Below are 18,295 nucleotides of genomic sequence, written 5' to 3'. Positions count from 1 at the left end.
TGCCTTCAGACCTCTAATTGGCTCGCGCCAATTACATGTCCATGCCCATGCCGCCCATGCCGCCCGGCATACCGCCGCCAGCAGGAGCGTCTTTCTTCGGCAGTTCAGCAACAGCGCAGTCGGTCGTCAGCAGCAGGCCTGCGACCGAAGCTGCGTTCTGCAGCGCCGTACGCGTGACCTTCGTCGGGTCGACCACACCGGCTTCCACCAGGTCGCCGTACTCGCTCGTTGCCGCGTTGTAGCCATAGTTGCCCTTGCCAGCGACAACTGCAGCCACCACGACGCTGGCTTCTTCACCGCCGTTCGCGACGATCTGACGCAGCGGCTCTTCCATCGCGCGCAGCACGATCTTGATACCAGCGTCTTGGTCTGCGTTCAGACCCTTGACCTTGGCCACTGCTGCACGAGCGCGGATCAGCGCGACGCCGCCACCAGGAACGATGCCTTCTTCGACTGCTGCGCGCGTGGCGTGCAGTGCGTCTTCGACACGTGCCTTCTTTTCCTTCATTTCGACTTCGGTCGCAGCGCCAACCTTGATCACTGCAACGCCGCCAGCCAGCTTGGCGACACGTTCCTGCAGCTTTTCACGGTCGTAGTCCGACGTCGCTTCTTCGATCTGCGTGCGGATTTGCTTGACGCGAGCTTCGATCGTCTTGCTTTCGCCCTTGCCGTCGATGATCGTCGTGTTTTCCTTGCCCACTTCGATGCGGATTGCCTGGCCCAGTTCAGCCAGGGTAGCCTTTTCGAGCGTCAGGCCGGTTTCTTCAGCGATCACTTGGCCGCCGGTCAGGATCGCGATGTCTTCGAGCATCGCCTTGCGACGGTCGCCGAAGCCCGGAGCCTTGACAGCCGTGGTCTTCAGGATGCCGCGGATGTTGTTGACCACCAGCGTAGCCAGCGCTTCGCCTTCGACGTCTTCAGCGATGATCAGCAGCGGACGGCCAGCCTTCGCGACTTGTTCGAGGATCGGCAGCAGATCGCGAATGTTCGAGATCTTCTTGTCGTGCAGCAGCACGAACGGCGATTCCAGAACCGAGACTTGCTTGTCCGGGTTGTTGATGAAATACGGCGACAGATAGCCGCGGTCGAACTGCATGCCTTCCACGACGTCGAGCTCGTCGGCCAGCGACTTGCCGTCTTCGACCGTGATCACGCCTTCCTTGCCGACCTTGTCCATCGCTTCAGCGATACGATCGCCGATCGACGAATCGCTGTTGGCCGAGATCGAGCCGACTTGCGCGATTTCCTTGGTCGTCGTGCAGGGCTTGCTGATCGTCTTGAGTTCTTCGACCGCAGCGGAGACAGCCTTGTCGATACCACGCTTCAGGTCCATCGGGTTCATGCCCGATGCGACGTACTTCATGCCTTCGCGGACGATTGACTGTGCGAGCACCGTCGCCGTCGTCGTGCCGTCACCGGCGTTGTCGCTGGTGCGCGAGGCCACTTCCTTGACCATCTGCGCGCCCATGTTCTGGAGCTTATCTTCCAGTTCGATTTCCTTCGCGACGGACACACCGTCCTTCGTGACCGTCGGGCCGCCGAAGCTACGTTCCAGCACCACGTTGCGACCCTTCGGGCCCAGCGTGACCTTCACGGCGTTGGCGAGAATGTTTACGCCTTCGACCATCTTCGCGCGAGCGATGTCGCCAAACACGACGTCTTTAGCTGCCATTTGTGGCTCCTTGAATCTTATCAATCAGGAATGAAGCGAGTGCCCGCTTACGTGGACACTCTTGCCATGCGATCTAGAAAGTAGGCAGGGATGCTTACTTGACCAGCACGGCCATGATGTCTTCTTCGCGCATCACGAGCAGTTCGTTGCCATCGACCTTGACGGTCTGGCCAGCGTACTTGCCGAACAGGATGCGGTCGCCGACTTTGACGTCGAGCGCGATCGGGGCGCCCTTGTCGTCGCGCTTGCCGGGACCGACGGCCAGGATTTCGCCCTGGTCCGGCTTTTCAGCAGCCGCTTCCGGGATAACGATGCCCGAGGCGGTCTTCGTTTCTTGGTCCACGCGCTTGACGATGACACGATCGTGCAACGGACGAAGGTTCATACACACTCCTCTATGAGTTCGATACTTGAAACGCTGGATTGGGCAAGCCAGCCAAAACGGCGGGATGCCGGAAACCGGGTGTGTTAGCACTCTCGGCTAACGAGTGCTAAGTATAGGGACCGGCAGGGCGGAATTCAAGGGGGCCGGTCCGAGTTGTCGAGATTCTCTCAACTTTGAACTCGGTTCACTCAAGTCTGAACTGCCAGCGTCGGCACAGATGGACTTAGGCGGAGCAATTCTCGTGTTATCAGCAGCTTAGCTAGCCCATTGTCTCTGAGTGCCAGCACTTCAACCAAAAGCACAGGAAAGTGTTCACGGCTGAAAAAGTCGCAGGGTTCAACAAATCAAGTCGCGCAATCTTGCCGCCAAAACGCTGCCCCACACGCAAAGCTTCCTCGCCCCAGTTCTTCACAGTCGGCGTATACCCTGCGAAGGACCTCATGTATCGACATCAGCGCATAGTTGTAGAGCTGCGATCCAAACCTGTGATCACCAGCCGCGTTGCAGGCCGCAGAGAATTTTTGCCCCCGACGGGGTACTGCTCGACATTGGCCTGCCCGGAATGGACGGCTATGAGGTCGTACAGCGGTTACGTACGATGCCAGCACTGGCCGATGCTGTCGTCATCGCGGTGAGCGGGTATGGAGGGGAACAGCATGCCGAGCGGTGCCAGCAGGCTGGTTTCGATTGTCACCTGGTCAAGCCAGCCAATCTCGAACAACTTGATGCGTTAATTGAGTCATGTCGCAGCAGGCGCACACCTGCCAAAAATGCGCCGTGAGCGATGCGTTGCGGGCGTACATCGGGCGCAGCGAGAGTGGCATCACTTTGCGTGCGGACCTGGCACACCGACGGCATCCTAGACCTCGCTGCGTTTGAGCAGATAGTCGAGACCTCCCACGCGATACCAGCGATAGCCATAGGGCTCGAGCACCACCGTATGCCGTCCGGTTGCATCGGCCTCACTGTGTTCATCGGAGAGCAGGTTGACGAGCCGCGCGTCACCTGGATCGCCTGCCCCGGCTTTGAAACTGACCGTGCACGCGACCGCGCTGAAGTTATGCAGACATACCACCGAGTTATTGCGCCAGTCGTAGCGCAAGCCGAGCACGTCCTTGCGCGATATCCGCAGGATCGAAAAATCGCCCCAGCTGATCTCCGGCACTTCGCGGCGCATGCGGATCAGGCGTTCCATCCAGTTCAGCAGCGAATCTGGATCGCGGCGCTGGCTCGCGACGTTCACGCGTTCAAAGCCGTATGGGCCGCCTGAAATGACCCGTGCGACCGGCTTTGGATGCTTCGTGAAACCGCCGTGCGGCTCGGTCGACCACTGCATCGGCGTGCGCGCGCATTCGCGCTCCGGCAGGCGTAGATCGTCACCCATGCCGATCTCGTCGCCGTAACGAAAGAGCGGCGTTCCCGGCGACGTGAGCATCACGCTATAGGCGAGTTCGAGGCGACGCCGGTCGCCGTCGAGCATCGGCGCGAGCCTTCGGCGAATGCCACGCTCGTAGAGTTGCATGTCAGGCGTCGGGCCGAATGCGGCGAATACGGTGTCGCGCTGCTCCGGCGTGAGACGTCCCAGGTCGAGTTCGTCGTGATTGCGCAGGAACACGCCCCATTGCGCTGTCGCCGGGCGCTGCTTCGTTACGCGAAGCGCCTTCCTGAGCGGTGCAGTGTCGGCGCTCGCCATCGTGTAGAACGTGGCCTGATTGACCTGAAAGTTGAACATCATCTGCAGACGCTCGCCCTCGTCGCCGAAATACTGCATGTCGGTGTCGGGCAGAACGTTTGCTTCGGCGAGGATGATCGCATCGCCCTTACGCCATTGCAGGAACTCGCGGAACGTACGCAGCATGTCGTACTGCTCGACGGGCTGCAGCACCTGTGGGCCTTTTGTCGCGATCACGAAGGGCACGGCGTCCATACGAAAACCTGATACCCCGAGCTGGATCCAAAAGCCCATGATCTTCAGCAATTCCGCCTGAACGTGCGGGTTCGCCGTGGTCAGGTCGGGCTGGAAGTCGTAGAAGCGGTGGAAATACCAGAGGCCCGCTTCCTTGTCGAAAGTCCAGGTGGATTTCTGCACGCCGGGGAACACAATGCCATCTGTCGCGTTCGCGGGCTTCTTCTTCGACCACACGTACCAGTCGCGATACTTCGACTCCGGGTCGCGGCGCGCGCTCTGAAACCACGCGTGCTGATCGGACGTGTGGTTCACCACCAGATCGATCATCACCCGCAGGCCGCGTTGCCGGCACGCGTGCGTGAACTCGGCAAAGTCGCCGAGGGTGCCATAGCGGGGATCGACGTTGTAGTAATCGGAAATGTCGTAGCCGTTGTCGCGGCACGGCGAAGGCTGAAACGGCATCAGCCAGAGCGCCGTGATGCCGAGGCCCTGCAGGTAGTCGAGCCGGCGCACCAAGCCCTGAAAATCGCCGACGCCGTCGCCATTCGCATCCATGTAGGTGCCCACCGACAGGCAGTAGACGATCGCGTTTTTGTACCAGAGGTCGTTTAACATGCGCAATGAATGTGGTGGACTGGTTCGATGCTCCGCCCGGAGAGACGATGACAGCACTGAGCTGGTGGCAGCAAGGCGTGATCTACCAAGTGTACCCGCGCTCCGTTTCAAGACGCGGCGTTTCAGCTCGCAAAGGGTCCGTTCAGCGCCTAGTATGAAAGGCCGATTCTTTCCGGAAGGCCCAAGTCATGAATACGTTCCTATCGAGCCTCACCGAACGGCCAGCCAGCCGTGGCTCGTCACCCTAACTCGCTATAGCCACCGCATAGGCCCGCGCCTCATGCAATTTTTTGTAACTGTCGATCAGGCGGTGATGCCGATCGAGACCCTCCAGTTTCATACTCGTTGGCGTTAAGCCATAGAAGCGCACGCTGCCGTCCACTGACCCCATTACCGCGTCCATCCGAGCGTTGCCAAACATCCGACGGAAGTTCACCGCGTAATCGTCCAGTTCCAGGTCCTCATCGAGCAGCACCTCCAGCACCACATTCAAGGCTTGGTAAAACAATCCGCGCTCGACCGTGTTGTCGTTGTACTGCAGGAAGGCTCCCACCAGCTCTTGCGCTGCCTCAAATTGCTTCAGGGCGAGATGGATCAGCAGCTTCAACTCGAGAACTGTTAGCTGCCCCCAGTCCGTATTCTCGTCAAATTCGATGCCGATCAAAGTGGCAATATCGGAGTACTCATCTAGTTCACTGTTATCCAACCGCCCAAGCATTGCTGCCAGGCCCGCATCGTCCAGGTGATGCAAGTTCAAAATATCGGCGCGGAACAACAGCGCCTTGTTTGTGTTATCCCAGATCAAATCCTCTACCGGGTAAACTTCTGAATAGTCGGGCACTAAAATCCGGCAGGCTACGGCGCCCAGTTGGTCATACACCGCCATGTACACCTCTTTGCCCATGTCTTCGAGAATTCCGAACAACGTTGAGGCTTCCTCGGCATTGGAGTTTTCACCCTGGCCAGAAAAATCCCACTCTACAAACTCGAAATTCGCTTTGGCGCTGAAAAAGCGCCACGACACTACACCGCTGGAATCAATGAAGTGCTCAACAAAGTTATTTGATTCAGTCACGGCGTTACTGACAAAGGTGGGCTGAGGTAAATCGTTCAGGCCTTCAAAACTGCGCCCCTGTAGCAATTCCGTAAGACTCCGTTCCAGCGCCACCTCGAAGCTTGGGTGCGCGCCGAACGAGGCAAAGACACCGCCTGTCCGCGGGTTCATCAATGTGACGCACATCACCGGGTAGGTCCCACCCAGCGACGCATCCTTTACCAGCACCGGAAAGCCCTGCTCTTCCAACCCCTGAATCCCGGCCAGAATGCCGGGGTATTTCGCCAGCACTTCATGCGGCACATCAGGCAATGCGATTTCACCTTCCAAAATTTCACGTTTTACCGCCCGTTCGAAGATTTCGGACAGGCATTGCACCTGCGCTTCGGCCAGCGTATTACCGGCACTCATGCCATTGCTGACGAACAGGTTTTCGATCAGGTTGGACGGAAAATACACCACTTCGCCGTCCGACTGCCGCACATACGGCAGCGAGCAGATACCGCGCTGCACATTGCCGGAGTTGGTGTCGTACAGATGCGAGCCATACAACTCGCCATCGGGATTATAAATTTGCAGGCAGTACGCATCCAGAATTTCAGCCGGCAGCGCATCCTCAGGGCCCGGCTTGAACCAGCGCTCGTTCGGGTAATGTACAAATGCCGCATTCGCGATGTCTTCGCCCCAAAACGCACCGCCATAGAAATGGTTGCAATTCAGGCGCTCGATAAACTCTCCCAACGCCGACGCCAAGGCGCTTTCTTTGGTCGCTCCCTTGCCATTGGTAAAACACATCGTCGAGTGCGCATCGCGGATATGCAGTGACCACACATTGGGGACGATATTGCGCCACGAAGCGATTTCAATCTTCATGCCCAAATCCGCCAAAATGCCCGACATATTGGCGATGGTTTGCTCCAACGGCAGATCCTTGCCCGCAATATAGGTGCTGGAGTCAGAAGCCGGCTTCAACGTCAACAACGACTGAGCATCGGCATCCAAGGTCTCTACCTCTTCAATTAAAAACTCGGGTCCGGCTTGCACCACTTTTTTCACCGTACAACGCTCAACAGAGCGCAAAATACCCCGACGGTCTGCTTCCAGGATATCCGACGGCAGCTCAACCTGAATCTTGAAAATCTGTTGGTACCGGTTTTCCGGATCGACAATATTATTCTGCGACAGGCGGATATTTTCGGTAGGAATATTTCGAGTTACGCAGTACAACTTCACAAAGTAAGCTGCACACAAGGCCGATGAGGCCAGAAAATAATCAAAGGGACCAGGCGCCGAGCCATCGCCCTTATAACGAATAGGCTGGTCGGCCACTACCGTGAAGTCATCGAACTTGGCTTCAAGGCGTAGCTTATCGAGAAAGTTGACTTTAATTTCCATGGGGAATCCTAAAAATGGTGCTCAAAAAGCACATAGCCGCTATTATGCGTCGCCAAGTGCAGTTGCTGTTGCAGATCGCTGTTTCGGTTATCCAGGTAGGGAACGAGGCAATCGGAGGTGTCCCTTGAGGGTCGATTCTGCTGAAAAACACCCCAGAATGCGGAGCGTTGTCTATTCTTGATTTATCGATCGAGAGGACCGCACCACGCTCCGGATAGTTCAAACTTAAGCGAACCAAGGGTTCAAAGTTGATTGGGCAGCATACCCGGAAAGCCTCGTGCCGGCGACACGACCCGTTCAAAATTGAATGAATCTCGACACTTACTCTGAACTCGCCAGCAAGCGGCGTTGCCTTCTGGTCCTCACGGCAGTGTCAGCGACGTCGCCCTCATTTGACTTGTAGCTCGGCTCGCTTCGGCCGCCCGACGTTTTGCCCATCGGACGGCGGGACGACATGACGATCAAGAGCCGCACCTACGAAGTGCCGTCGAGCAAGGAGACATCGATATCGCCGATATACTTGCGCGGACGCCGGAGCTTGCTCTTTGCCTTCTTGAGGTTGACGGCAAAGCTTGGAAAACTGAATGTCAGGAGCTTTCGCGCTTTCCATCCGGCGGGAATGTCCGGCCGCGCCATGAGTACCTTAAATCGGCCAAGCACGGTTTTCTCGGCGATCATCGAGTAGATGTATTCCTCTTTCCGCTTTTGGTCCGAGAGCGTATTCAGAACGACTCCGTGATGTCCCCTCTTCGATGCATCACTTAGCATTTGCGTGATGCCGGCCAGAATGCGCTTGCTCTGAGTCCTATGCCAATTTTTTAACGCCGAAGCCGATCCAAAAGCGGGCTGCTGCGAACTGCCGCCCACGCGGTATTGCACAAGAGGCTGCGGTACCGTTATCGCTCCCCCGCTCATCAGGGCCCGAAGCAGAATGACTGGATCTTCGTACCAGACGTCCGCACCAAGCGGGCCGTATTCGTCAATTAGACGTCTGGTAAAAGCATGAGTCGCGCCGACCGTGAACGGATGCTCCTTCGACCAGGTCGACAAGGACGCACGTCCAAGATCGTGGGTGTGTACCCGGTCCCACTTCCGGCCGTTGCTGTCGATAATGACAAAATGACTGGATATCAAGTCGGGCGTTCTGCCGGCCGACTCCCAGGCCTCGATCAACTGGCGGACTCGAGTCGATTCAGAAATATCGTCGCCTGCCGCCGTTATTATGATGTCGCCCGTCGACGCGGAAATGGCTTCGTTATAGTGCCCCCCGATTCCGCAATTCTTGCGGTTTCGCCTCACTACTATTTTGTGAGGGCCTTCGTAGGATTCAGCGATTTTTTCCAGAACCGAAAAAGTGCCATCCGTCGATGCGTCATCTGAAAATATTATCTCAAGTGACTCATAGTCTTGATTGAGACAGGCAAGCGCCGCTTCTTTGATGACGGACTCTTGATTGTACGTGAGAAGCAAAAGACTGGCTTTCGGTTTCAATTTATTCTCTCTGAATCTGACGAATGCTTTTCGAAAAACTATTTCTGAGCCTCAAAATCCCATAGGAAATACGAAAGCGCTCCCCGTTTTGCACGACGCTTTCTAGACGCCTCCTGACGAAAGCTCAGTTTGGTGGAAGTTTGCACCAGCTCCGGTATCGTCCATTCAGCTTTGACCACGCGGAAAGATCCAATGAATCCATACATTCTCCCTAGCGGTTCCGCGCCCGTAAAATATTCATGGGAAGTTTCCGTCAGAATATTGACGTGGGTGGGATCCTGGAACGCGGCTTTGGATGGATAACATGGCGTCAGGGCATAGAATCGGCCGTCAGGCTTGAGCACGCGCCAAATTTCATTCATCAAGGTGATGAATGGATTAATCGTGGACTTCCCGTCGGCGCTCGACAGTATCCTTGGTATGTGTTCCAGAAAATCGAAGGCCGAGACCGAATCAAACTGATTGCTGTCGAAGGGTATTTTTTCGACAGCCAGATTGGCGCATTTGATTTCAACTGCTCCCACAACGGAGAGTGGCCGTATATCGACGCCGTAGACCTTCGATTTTCCATACGGGTTGTGTGGGCGTGTGCCACAGCCCAAATCAAGGTGAACGCCTTCGGTGGTGTTCACACGTGCCGGGTCTTGCCCGATCGGAAACGATTTACTGGACAACACAGAATAGGTCCCGTTCACTCGGCCAGTCCTGTTTTGCCGAAATTTAAGATGGACGCTGCTGGAGGACGCGTAAACCCCCGCGAGTCTACCATATCAAGTGGTCGCGCCGATTTACGGTCAGTTACCGCGCCGGCTTGGCCTGCGGCCGTCTTCGCGTTGATGGATCGACGGCCCAAAGGCCACGGCGTCAACCGGAAGTGATCTGCCGGGCGTCAGCTATTGCGCGTTCAGGCAGGCGGGGGACGAGGTCGAGCGTCCGCCGGAACTGTGTGATAATGATTCTCATTATCTACATAACCGCTGCTACGCCCCGCGCGCGTACTTGCCCGTCGCGCTTGCGTTTGCCAGTGCGCTTCTTTTCTATCTCGGTTCTCCCGGCCAGCAATGGCGCGCGTCACCGCTGTGGCCGCGTGCCAGCCGTAAGGCGGCCATCGTCACTGCGATCGGCGCGCTGTTTGCTGGCGTCGATCGTGATGATCTGGCGCCCACGCTTTTTGTCGTCCTCACGACCCAGATGGCTTGCCTGGTTGCGTTTCCATCCATTGGCGCACTGCGCACTCGCGGCCGCGCCGGGGGATTGAAACCTTGAAGGTCGCCACAACGAAACCGATAATCGCCGGCCACTGGATCGGCAAGACGACCGCAGGTATCGTCTGCGGATTCGCGCTCGCGCTCACGTCGAGTGGACTGCTCGTGCGGCTCACGCCCGGCTCAGGCGGCGATGCCGCGAAGGCGGAAACAGCGATGCTTGCCGTGCCGCTCGTCTGGACTGCGGTGTTTTCGGCCGCGTACCTGTTCCGCACAGGACCGCGCGCGGGGCTATGTCTTGGTGCCGTCAGCCTGTTGGCGCTCGCGCTCTTCGAAGCAAGCAAATAACTCTTCCATGCGTACCGACCTGATACGTGTCTACAAGACCGTACACACGTGGACCGGCGTGATCTGCGGTCTTGCACTTTTCATCTGCTTCTACGCCGGCGCGGTCACGATGTTCAAGGACCGGTTGACCGATTGGGTGTCGCCACCCGCTTCTGTCAACCAACTGATCCGCGTCGAGGATGCGCCGCAGATGATCGATCAGGTGCTCGCGACGCAGCCCGGCGCGCACAAGGTGCTCTCGTTGCGTTTTCACGATCGCGATCACGCGTGGCTCAGCTGGCCGACGCAAGGCCGCTCGCAGCGCGTGACGGCAACGCTCGACGGCAACGGGCGGATGCGCATCGAAAACGACGCGTGGTGGGCAAGGTGTTGTCGGCCGCGCCGGTCGGCGTGTCGGACTGCGCATGGGCCGCCATCGAGGCGCCCAGCGTGAGCGGAAAGGCTGCGCAAACGAATGCATCGCGAACGGCGGCATGCAAAGGCCGCACGCGCGACGAAGCAAGGAGTGTACTGGACATAACGATGTCAAATCCCCCAATCGAATTGTTTTTAATGCGACCGCTTGTGATTGGTCGCTGTAGCGTGTGCCGGCGCTAACCCAGGAATCGGGCTAAGCGCGCTGATTCTATATTAATAAGAAGCATTCGCATATGCATTTACAATCTGATGTATCGGTTTAATCGTCTAACTATTTCGCGTAGGGATCTCGTTTCGATGGGTGCCCGTGGCGCGGCCGGCCGGTACGGGCGACAACGACTCAGCTATTGCGCGTTCAGGTAAGCGGTCGGAGCGAGGCCGAGCGTGCGCCGGAACATCGCGGAGTAGGCACTGGGACTGTCATAGCCGTGCTCCAGTGCCACTTGCAACACCGACACGCCGGCCGCGAGACGGGGCAGGCTTAGCAACAGGCGCATGCGGCGCAGCCACTGCCCGAAGCTCATCCCGAGTTCACGATGGAACAGGCGCGCGAGCGTTCGCTCGCTGACGTTGATCCCGGCCGCAAGATCTGCGAGTGTCACCGCTTCGGAAGGGTTTGCGATCAACTGCTCGCACAGGCGCATCAGGCGCGCGTCTCCAGGCATAGGCACATGCAACTGCAGCCGTGGCGCGGTGTCGAGTTCGTCGAGGATCAACTCCATGACGCGGTGGTCTCTACCGCCGAGCTCATAGTCGAGCCGTATGCGCGTCGCGGCGACGATTGCCTCGCGCAGAAACCGCGACACTTCGATGACCTCGCATCCGCCCGGAAGACTGGGGCGGGCATCCGGGGCCACAAAGACCGTGCGCATGCTGACGTCGCCGAAGACCCGCACCGCATGGTCGGACCCGGCCGGCATCCACAAGGCGCGTCCCGCCGGCACGACCCAACTCCCGTGCTCGCTCATGACCGTCATCACGCCGGTCAGGGCGTGAATCAACTGCGCGCGTAGGTGGCGGTGCGGACCAATGTAACAACCATGCGGATAATCGCTTGCCAGAGCCGTCACCGCGCGGGGCGAGCGGTGGCAATCCTCTGCGGTTCGAAAACTTTCCATAGTGCGACGAATGTAGCTATTCCGAAGTCAGGTTGACTGTGTAGCGATTGAGTAATGAATCTTGGAACACTGTCCGTATTGCGACGAACATTGGCATTTTTTAACGACACGGCCAAAGTCGGAATTGTTAGACTAGGGTAATCCACTACACACGCAGAGTGTAAGCTGTGCCGAGTCCGCGCCAAAATTTGTTTGTTACTCGCTGGCCCCTGTCCAAGCCTATCTGCGGCGCTGCGCCCGAAACAGCGCTCAGCCGCTCCGACCGCCCTGAGGCGGTCCGCGCAAGCGTGGCCGCCACGGCTTCGTTCGCGTTTGCCGCTCCATCCGTATGACGGCTGCCGACGTTCAGGCACCCGCGCCGAGCCAGCGGATGCCCATGGCGCCTGCACCGCCCTCCCCGCCCGCGGCACTCGCGCCGCCTCCGCCACCCGCTCCACCTGCGCCCCCCGCTCCGCCTGCACCTCCCGCTCCGCCTGCACCTCCCGCTTTCGGGCTACAGATTGCGATCGGACTGGTGGGCATGCTGCTCACCTCGCTTACGGCCGGACTAAACGAGCACGTCACCGACGTGGCAATGATGGACGTGCGCGGCGCACTCTCGATCGGCCACGACGAGGGAACCTGGCTGACGGCCCTCTTCGAGGCCACCAACGTCTCCGCCATGGCGTTCGCACCCTGGTGCTCCATCACCTTTTCGCTGCGGCGTTTCACCATCGGCGCCACGCTCGCGTTCGGGCTATTGGGCCTGCTTTGCCCGTTTGCCCCCAATGTCGAGTCGCTCGCCGTCCTGAGGGCGCTGCAGGGGTTGGCGGGAGGGTGCCTGCCGCCGATGCTGATGACGGCAGCGCTGCGCTACCTGCCACCCAACATCAAGCTTTATGGCCTCGCCGGCTATGCGCTCACCGCTACGTTCGGACCCAACCTGGGCACACCGTTAGCCGCTCTCTGGACCGAATACGTCAATTGGCGCATGGTGTTCTGGCAGGTGGTGCCCCTTTGTCTCGCGAGCAGCGCGGCCATCGCCTATGGCCTGCCGCAAGATCCGCTGAGACTGGAACGCATCCGCTCGTTCAATTGGGTTGGCTTCCTCACCGGTTTTCCCGCGATCTCGATGCTGGTGATCGGGCTGTATCAGGGCGACCGGCTCGATTGGCTGAACTCGCCACTGATTCGCTTCCTGCTCGGTGGAGGAGGCCTGCTGTTCTGCCTGTTCCTGTTGAACGAGTGGTCGCACCCGCTGCCTTTTTTCAAGCTGCGGATGTTGGCCAAACGCAATTTCACGCATTCGCTGGTCACGCTGGCTGGCGTGCTGGTGGTTCTGTTGGGCGTGGCGGTCATCCCCAGCGACTATCTCGTCGAGGTCCACGGCTATCGGCCGCTGCAGATCGCACCGCTGGCACTCGTCGTTGCCCTGCCGCAGCTCATCGCGTTGCCGGTTACGGCTGCGATCCTCAACATTGAGCGCGTCGATTGCCGCTGGGTGCTGGGGCTTGGCCTGACTCTCATCGGCACCTCTTGCGTCCTGGGCAGCTTCATGAGTTCGGCCTGGATACGCGAGAACTTCTACCTGCTGGAAGCGCTTCTGACGGTCGGCGAGCCGATGGCCGTGATCCCACTTCTGATGGAAGTGACGACCGGCCTGCCGCCAACCGAGGGTCCATTCGCCTCTGCCATGTTCAACATGGTGAAGGGCTTTGCCGCGGCGGCCGGCACTGGCCTCGTGGAAGGGCTGGGCACCGCGCGCGAACACTACCACTCGGCGATGCTCGTCGACCGGCTGGGCGACGAACCGTTGGTCGCCGGGCAAGCCGCCGATCGCACGGGGACGTTTACCGATCTGGCCGCGCGGATTCACGAGCAGGCTGTCGTGCTGACGTCGGCGGACCTCTATGTCGTCATGGCGGCCATGGCCACCGCCCTTGTGCTGCTCGTTCCCATTGTGCCTGTGCGCGTTCGTCCGCCGCGCGCAGTCGCCCAGACAACTTCCCGCTGAACGCATCGAAAAATGTCATTACCTAGTCAACCATCCCGAAAGCCGGTCTTGCTAGGGGCCGTGGCCCTGCTATTGGTCGCTTGCGTTTGGGGTGGTACAGAACTGCTCTCCAAACCCGGTGCCGAGACGACGAACGACGCCTATGTCACCGCTGATTTCACGCTCGTTGCGCCGCGTATAGCCGGCCAGATCGCTGAAGTGCTGGTCGAGGACAATCAGATGGTGAAAGCGGGCCAGCTTCTAGCCCGTATCGATGACCGGGACTATCGCGCCGCGTTGGCCAGCGCGCAGGGGGACCTGAAGGTAGCGATGGCCACGGTGGGGGATTTCGATGCGAAGATTGCACAGCATCCCGCGCTCGTCGAACAGGCGCAGGCGACCCTGCACTCCGATCAGGCCGCCATCGGCTTCGCGCGTGCCAACGCCACGCGCTACCGCAATCTCTCCGAGGGCGGCGCAGGGACGATGGAGGATCAGCAGCACGCCGTGACTGCGCTCGATGAGCAGCAAGCCGGCCAGGATCGCGACCGTGCCGCGCTGCTCGCTGACCAGCAGGAGCTGGATATTCTGCGTGCGGGGCGCGACAAGGCGCTGGGTACGTTGGCCCGGGCGCAGGCCGCGCTCGATCAGGCAAAGCTCAACCTCTCTTATACGGAAATCCGCGCGCCGATCGACGGTATGGTCGGTCAGCGCTCGATCCGCGTAGGCGCAATCGTTGGTGCGGGCACGCCGTTGCTGGCCGTGGTGCCGCTCTCGCAGGCCTTTGTCGTCGCCAATTTCCAGGAGAATCAGCTTACCCGCATGCGTCCGCATCAGCCGGTGCGCATCACCGTGGACAGCGTTCCGGATCTTGTCCTGAAGGGCCATATCGATAGCCTTGCGCCGGCAACGGGCGTCTCGTTCGCGCCGATTGCGCCGGACGACGCGACGGGCAACTTCACCAAGATCGTCCAACGCCTGCCGGTCAAGATCACCCTCGATCCCGGACAAGCCGGGATCGCCCGATTGCGCGTGGGTCTTTCGGTCGAGGCGACTGTCAACGTCGCCGCAAGCAACGCATCGGTACAGGGGATGGGGACAAATTGACGGCGCGTGTACTTTCCATTCGGGCCGCTCTGCTGACCCTGCTGTCGGGTGCCATGCTTGCCGGCTGCACGGTCGGACCGGACTTCCAGCGGCCCCCCGTAGCGGCACCGAATGATTTCACCCGCGCCAGTCACGCCCAGGCGCCGAGCCAGCCCGTAGAGGCAACGCTCGCGCCCGAGTGGTGGGCCTTGTTGGGCGACCCGGATCTGGTCGCGCTGGAATCGCGGCTCGCCACCGACAATCTCGACGTGCAGGCCGCTTCGGCGCGGCTCCTGGAGAGCCGCGCCGGCTTGCGCATCGCGGGTGCGGACCAGTATCCGACGATAGGCGGTGCGGCGTCCTACAACCGCGAGCAGGCGAGCCCGACTGGCATTCTTTCGCTACTGGGCGTGGCGCCTGCCGGAGCCCAGCCCGAAACCGCGAATGGCGACAGCGCATTCGGTGTTTCGAGCCTGCCCGGCACGAGCGGATCGCCGCCCTATAACCTGTGGCAATACGGCTTCGACGCGTCCTGGGAGTTGGACCTGTGGGGCCATGCTCGGCGCGGCGTGGAAGCGGCGAACGCGGCCGTGCAGGCATCGGTTGAGGACCGCCGCGCTGTCTTGCTCTCCGCGCAAGCCGAGCTTGCGCGCGACTATATCGAGTTGCGTGCCACGCAGACCTTGCTTGACATCACGAACAAGAATCTCGCAGTCGCCCGCGACAGCCTCAAGCTGACCCGCCTGCGGCTGACCGAGGGCGTGACGACCAACCTCGATGTCGCCAACGCGTCGGCCCAGGTTGCGTCGATCGAAGCGCGCCTGCCGCCGCTGCAGACGCGCTGCGATACGTTGATCAATGCGCTGAGCTTCCTGCTCGGCGAAGAACCCGGTGCCCTCGGAAAGACGTTGGCGGACGCGCGCGACATTCCGTCCCTGCCGGTTCACGCGCCAATCGGCTTTCCGTCGGAACTGGCACGTCGGCGCCCCGACATCCGGCGGGCGGAAGCACAATTGCACGCCGCGACCGCAGAGATTGGCGTCGCGAAAGCTGACTTCTATCCTCAGATCACGCTGACGGGTAGCCTTGGCGCGCAGTCGCTCCAGCTTTCCAGCCTGGGCGATTGGGCGTCACATCAGTTCGTCCTGGGTCCTTCGATCTCACTGCCCATTTTCGAGGGCGGAAGACTCAAGGGCACGCTCCAGTTGCGCAAGGCTCAGCAACAGGAAGCGGCGATCGTCTTCCACCGTACGGTATTGCAGGCCTGGCATGAAGTGGATGATGCGCTGTCGGCCTACGATGCCGAGCAGCGCCGTCGCGACGAGTTGAAGGAGGTGGTGCAGCAGGACCAGATCGCGCTTGGGGTCGCGCAGCAGCGCTATCGCGAGGGTGCGATCGATTTCCTCAACGAACTCACCGTGCAGAGAGACCTGTTGAACGCCGAAAGCGATTTGGCAGAGAGCCGCGCCATCGCCTCGATCAATCTCGTCTCGCTCTATAAGGCTCTCGGCGGTGGCTGGGAAACGGCATTCCCGGAGACGCCGCCGGCTGCGGAGCACGCCAAGTCCGTGCAGTGAGAACCGTGCGAACTGAAACTATTGGATCCGGTTCATAGGCGCGCGATGGTTGCCCTGGCCTGACAGGGCAACCGCTCCATCGGGCCGCCCTGAAAAATCTGGAAATCCGTCTGCCTGTCGAATATGCTCGGAAGGCCCGATCAGTCAACTCGACGTTGAACTCAATGCGGTTCGCCCGGTGAAAGTTTGGACACCTGTCTTTCCCGCGCAAAGGATGCACGTAACAGCGATTGCTTCACCGTAAGGAGCACGCCGCAATGGCCACTAGAAAGCCAGCATCAGGGACGAGACGCAAACGAGCTGATAGGGAAAATGACGCGCCTCGACGTTCCACATCGGCGCCGGCGTTGACCGAAGGCGATCCTCAGGAAAAGCCATTCACACCCAAGGTTCTTGATCGAACGGCGGTCGCCATCCCCTTGCTCGAAGACCTCATCGCCGAGCAGAAACGGCTCGCGGAGACTCCGGGTACGAAGCGCCGGCTTTATCCGGTCATCATCGACCTGCATCTCGAGTACCCCGGCGGTAGAGATTCGGCGCGTACGAGGGTCCGGAAACTGATCGCGGATATCTTCCGGGACAAGAAACAAGCATGGAAGATCATCGAGTCCGAACAAGGCATCAACGAGCCCAAGACCCGGATGTCCGAGCAATACCTGTTCGCGACACTCGAAGGCCGCGTGATCCAGGAACTGATCCGGCGCGATCGAGCGAGCGGTCCAGAGGACGCATCCGATTCGCCCTCAGTCACGAAGCAGGCGGTCTATCGCATCTGGCCTGATTTCCCCGTCAAGGCTTTGCTGAACAAGTCCATCAGCACCGTCAAGGCTGATGCGGCGCTCAAATCGTTCTCGACCACCGGGCACGACATCATCTGGGCCGTCATGGATTCGGGCATCGACGCCCTGCACCCGCACTTCATCAAATACGACAATCTCAATCTGAGCGGCATGCCTCCATTGGCGCACCGCGACCTCACGTCGCTCAACGACAATGGCAACGGTGCGCTCATCGACAAGTTCGGGCATGGTACCCATGTGGCTGGGATCATAGCGGGCACGATGTCTGAGCAAGACGGCGATCTTGTTGCGACGACACGCTATCGCGACGAAGCCGGTGAAGTGAAAGAGCAGATTCATCACCCCCCCGCCATTTCCGGAATGGCGCCGCAGTGCAAGTTGCTTAGCCTCAAGGTGCTCGACGAGAACGGCAATGGGCAGGCTAGCAGCCTCATTGCGGCGATCGAGGAAATACAACGCATCAACGGTTATGGACGCTATATCCGTGTGCACGGCGTGAACATGAGCGTCGGCTACGATTTCGAGCCGGAGTGGTTCGCGTGTGGTCAAAGTCCCTTGTGCGTTGAAGTCGACCGACTCGTCAAATCAGGCGTGGTGGTGGTGGTCGCCGCGGGCAATACCGGCTATGGCTTCGCGCAAAGCGCGGCCAAGGGCACCGTGCTCGCCGGACTCGGACTGACGATCAACGACCCAGGCAACGCGGATCTGGCGATCACGGTTGGCTCAACCCACCGCGACATGCCCCACGTCTATGGCGTGTCGTATTTCTCATCGAAAGGCCCGACGGGCGATGGCCGCGCCAAACCGGATCTGGTCGCGCCAGGCGAGAAGATCGTGTCCTGCGCTTCGGCATGGCATAGCGTCGATCCCGATGGCACCATCACGCCCCAAGGAGCGGCCGCGGACAGGAAGAACGAAGCGGCATTGACGCGCAAGATCAATGCGTGGAACAAGCCGCAAGCTTCGAGCGCAAGCACCAAGACAGGCTCGGGGATCAAGCGGGCCGCGAAGGTCACGGCTCACTACAAGGAAGATAGCGGAACGAGCATGGCGGCGCCTCATGTGTCCGGCGTGATAGCGGCGTTCCTCTCCGTGCGGGGCGAATTTATCGGGCGACCGGAGCGAGTCAAGGAAGTGTTCTTGTCGACCGCAATCGACCTCAAGCGCGACCGATATTTTCAGGGATGTGGACTGGTCGATCTGATGCGTGCGATTCAGTCCGTCTGATGTCCAGCAAGCGGTTCGAATTCG

The 18,295-nt window shown here is 59.7% G+C and carries 16 protein-coding genes; 8 read left to right on the top strand and 8 right to left on the bottom strand.

Annotated features, from left to right (window positions below; translation table 11 throughout):
• Nucleotides 1-31 precede the first annotated feature (31 nt).
• Both groL and HV670_RS05555 read right to left on the bottom strand, forming a co-directional pair.
• Nucleotides 32-1,672, bottom strand: a complete 1,641-nt coding sequence (gene groL / locus HV670_RS05560; RefSeq protein ID WP_175103622.1) for a chaperonin GroEL — start codon at nt 1,670-1,672, stop codon at nt 32-34.
• Between the two features lie 94 nt (nt 1,673-1,766).
• Nucleotides 1,767-2,057 carry a co-chaperone GroES gene (locus HV670_RS05555; RefSeq protein WP_175103621.1) on the bottom strand — a complete coding sequence of 97 codons (291 nt, stop codon included), beginning with the start codon at nt 2,055-2,057 and terminating at the stop codon, nt 1,767-1,769.
• A gap of 343 nt (nt 2,058-2,400) precedes the next feature.
• On the opposite strand from HV670_RS05555, the gene HV670_RS05550 reads away from it, so the two are divergent.
• The gene (locus HV670_RS05550; protein ID WP_175103691.1) at nt 2,401-2,838 is read left to right on the top strand and encodes a response regulator; all 438 of its coding nucleotides are present in this window, start codon (nt 2,401-2,403) and stop codon (nt 2,836-2,838) included.
• Nucleotides 2,839-2,916: 78 nt separating this feature from the next.
• Here HV670_RS05550 and HV670_RS05545 read toward each other — a convergent pair whose 3' ends face one another.
• The 4 genes from HV670_RS05545 to HV670_RS05530 all read right to left on the bottom strand — a co-directional run bounded on the left by HV670_RS05545 (nt 2,917) and on the right by HV670_RS05530 (nt 9,216).
• On the bottom strand, nt 2,917-4,581 hold the full coding sequence (locus HV670_RS05545; protein ID WP_175103620.1) for an alpha-amylase family protein: 1,665 nt from the start codon (nt 4,579-4,581) through the stop codon (nt 2,917-2,919).
• A 244-nt stretch (nt 4,582-4,825) separates the two neighbouring features.
• Nucleotides 4,826-7,030: an OsmC domain/YcaO domain-containing protein gene (locus HV670_RS05540; protein WP_175103619.1), complete on the bottom strand. Its 2,205-nt coding sequence runs from the start codon at nt 7,028-7,030 to the stop codon at nt 4,826-4,828.
• A 474-nt stretch (nt 7,031-7,504) separates the two neighbouring features.
• On the bottom strand, nt 7,505-8,521 hold the full coding sequence (locus HV670_RS05535) for a glycosyltransferase family 2 protein (RefSeq protein ID WP_175103618.1): 1,017 nt from the start codon (nt 8,519-8,521) through the stop codon (nt 7,505-7,507).
• A gap of 38 nt (nt 8,522-8,559) precedes the next feature.
• Nucleotides 8,560-9,216 carry a class I SAM-dependent methyltransferase gene (locus HV670_RS05530; RefSeq protein ID WP_217478364.1) on the bottom strand — a complete coding sequence of 219 codons (657 nt, stop codon included), beginning with the start codon at nt 9,214-9,216 and terminating at the stop codon, nt 8,560-8,562.
• A gap of 304 nt (nt 9,217-9,520) precedes the next feature.
• On the opposite strand from HV670_RS05530, the gene HV670_RS05525 reads away from it, so the two are divergent.
• From HV670_RS05525 to HV670_RS05515, 3 genes are read left to right on the top strand one after another with little or no spacing between them, the layout of a single operon-like run.
• Nucleotides 9,521-9,787: a hypothetical protein gene (locus HV670_RS05525; protein WP_246257023.1), complete on the top strand. Its 267-nt coding sequence runs from the start codon at nt 9,521-9,523 to the stop codon at nt 9,785-9,787.
• Entirely contained in the window at nt 9,784-10,074 is a 291-nt protein-coding gene (locus HV670_RS05520; protein WP_246257022.1) for a hypothetical protein, read from the top strand. The genes HV670_RS05525 and HV670_RS05520 overlap by 4 nt, the downstream gene beginning before the upstream one ends.
• 7 nt (nt 10,075-10,081) lie before the next feature.
• Nucleotides 10,082-10,507 (top strand): PepSY domain-containing protein, encoded by a 426-nt coding sequence (locus HV670_RS05515; RefSeq protein WP_175103617.1) that lies wholly within the window; start codon nt 10,082-10,084, stop codon nt 10,505-10,507.
• Nucleotides 10,508-10,835: 328 nt separating this feature from the next.
• Here HV670_RS05515 and HV670_RS05510 read toward each other — a convergent pair whose 3' ends face one another.
• Both HV670_RS05510 and HV670_RS30890 read right to left on the bottom strand, forming a co-directional pair.
• Complete coding sequence (locus HV670_RS05510; protein ID WP_175103616.1) at nt 10,836-11,609, bottom strand: AraC family transcriptional regulator; 774 nt, start codon at nt 11,607-11,609, stop codon at nt 10,836-10,838.
• A 345-nt stretch (nt 11,610-11,954) separates the two neighbouring features.
• Nucleotides 11,955-12,131 carry a hypothetical protein gene (locus tag HV670_RS30890; protein ID WP_175103615.1) on the bottom strand — a complete coding sequence of 59 codons (177 nt, stop codon included), beginning with the start codon at nt 12,129-12,131 and terminating at the stop codon, nt 11,955-11,957.
• On the opposite strand from HV670_RS30890, the gene HV670_RS05500 reads away from it, so the two are divergent.
• The 4 genes from HV670_RS05500 (at nt 12,130) to HV670_RS05485 (ending at nt 18,271) form a co-directional block, all read left to right on the top strand.
• Nucleotides 12,130-13,602 carry an MFS transporter gene (locus HV670_RS05500; RefSeq protein ID WP_175103614.1) on the top strand — a complete coding sequence of 491 codons (1,473 nt, stop codon included), beginning with the start codon at nt 12,130-12,132 and terminating at the stop codon, nt 13,600-13,602. The genes HV670_RS30890 and HV670_RS05500 overlap by 2 nt on opposite strands.
• A gap of 12 nt (nt 13,603-13,614) precedes the next feature.
• Nucleotides 13,615-14,688, top strand: coding sequence for an HlyD family secretion protein (locus tag HV670_RS05495; RefSeq protein WP_175103613.1), 1,074 nt, complete (start codon nt 13,615-13,617; stop codon nt 14,686-14,688).
• Nucleotides 14,685-16,244: an efflux transporter outer membrane subunit gene (locus HV670_RS05490; RefSeq protein ID WP_425511386.1), complete on the top strand. Its 1,560-nt coding sequence runs from the start codon at nt 14,685-14,687 to the stop codon at nt 16,242-16,244. The genes HV670_RS05495 and HV670_RS05490 overlap by 4 nt, the downstream gene beginning before the upstream one ends.
• A 347-nt stretch (nt 16,245-16,591) precedes the next feature.
• On the top strand, nt 16,592-18,271 hold the full coding sequence (locus HV670_RS05485; protein WP_217478362.1) for a S8 family peptidase: 1,680 nt from the start codon (nt 16,592-16,594) through the stop codon (nt 18,269-18,271).
• The last annotated feature ends 24 nt before the right edge of the window (nt 18,272-18,295 follow it).

Origin of the sequence: Pararobbsia alpina (genome assembly GCF_902859895.1) — a bacterium.
Classification (GTDB): domain Bacteria; phylum Pseudomonadota; class Gammaproteobacteria; order Burkholderiales; family Burkholderiaceae; genus Pararobbsia; species Pararobbsia alpina.
The sequence above is the reverse complement of the archived record's forward strand: the minus strand, read 5'-3'. Positions and strand labels throughout refer to the sequence as shown.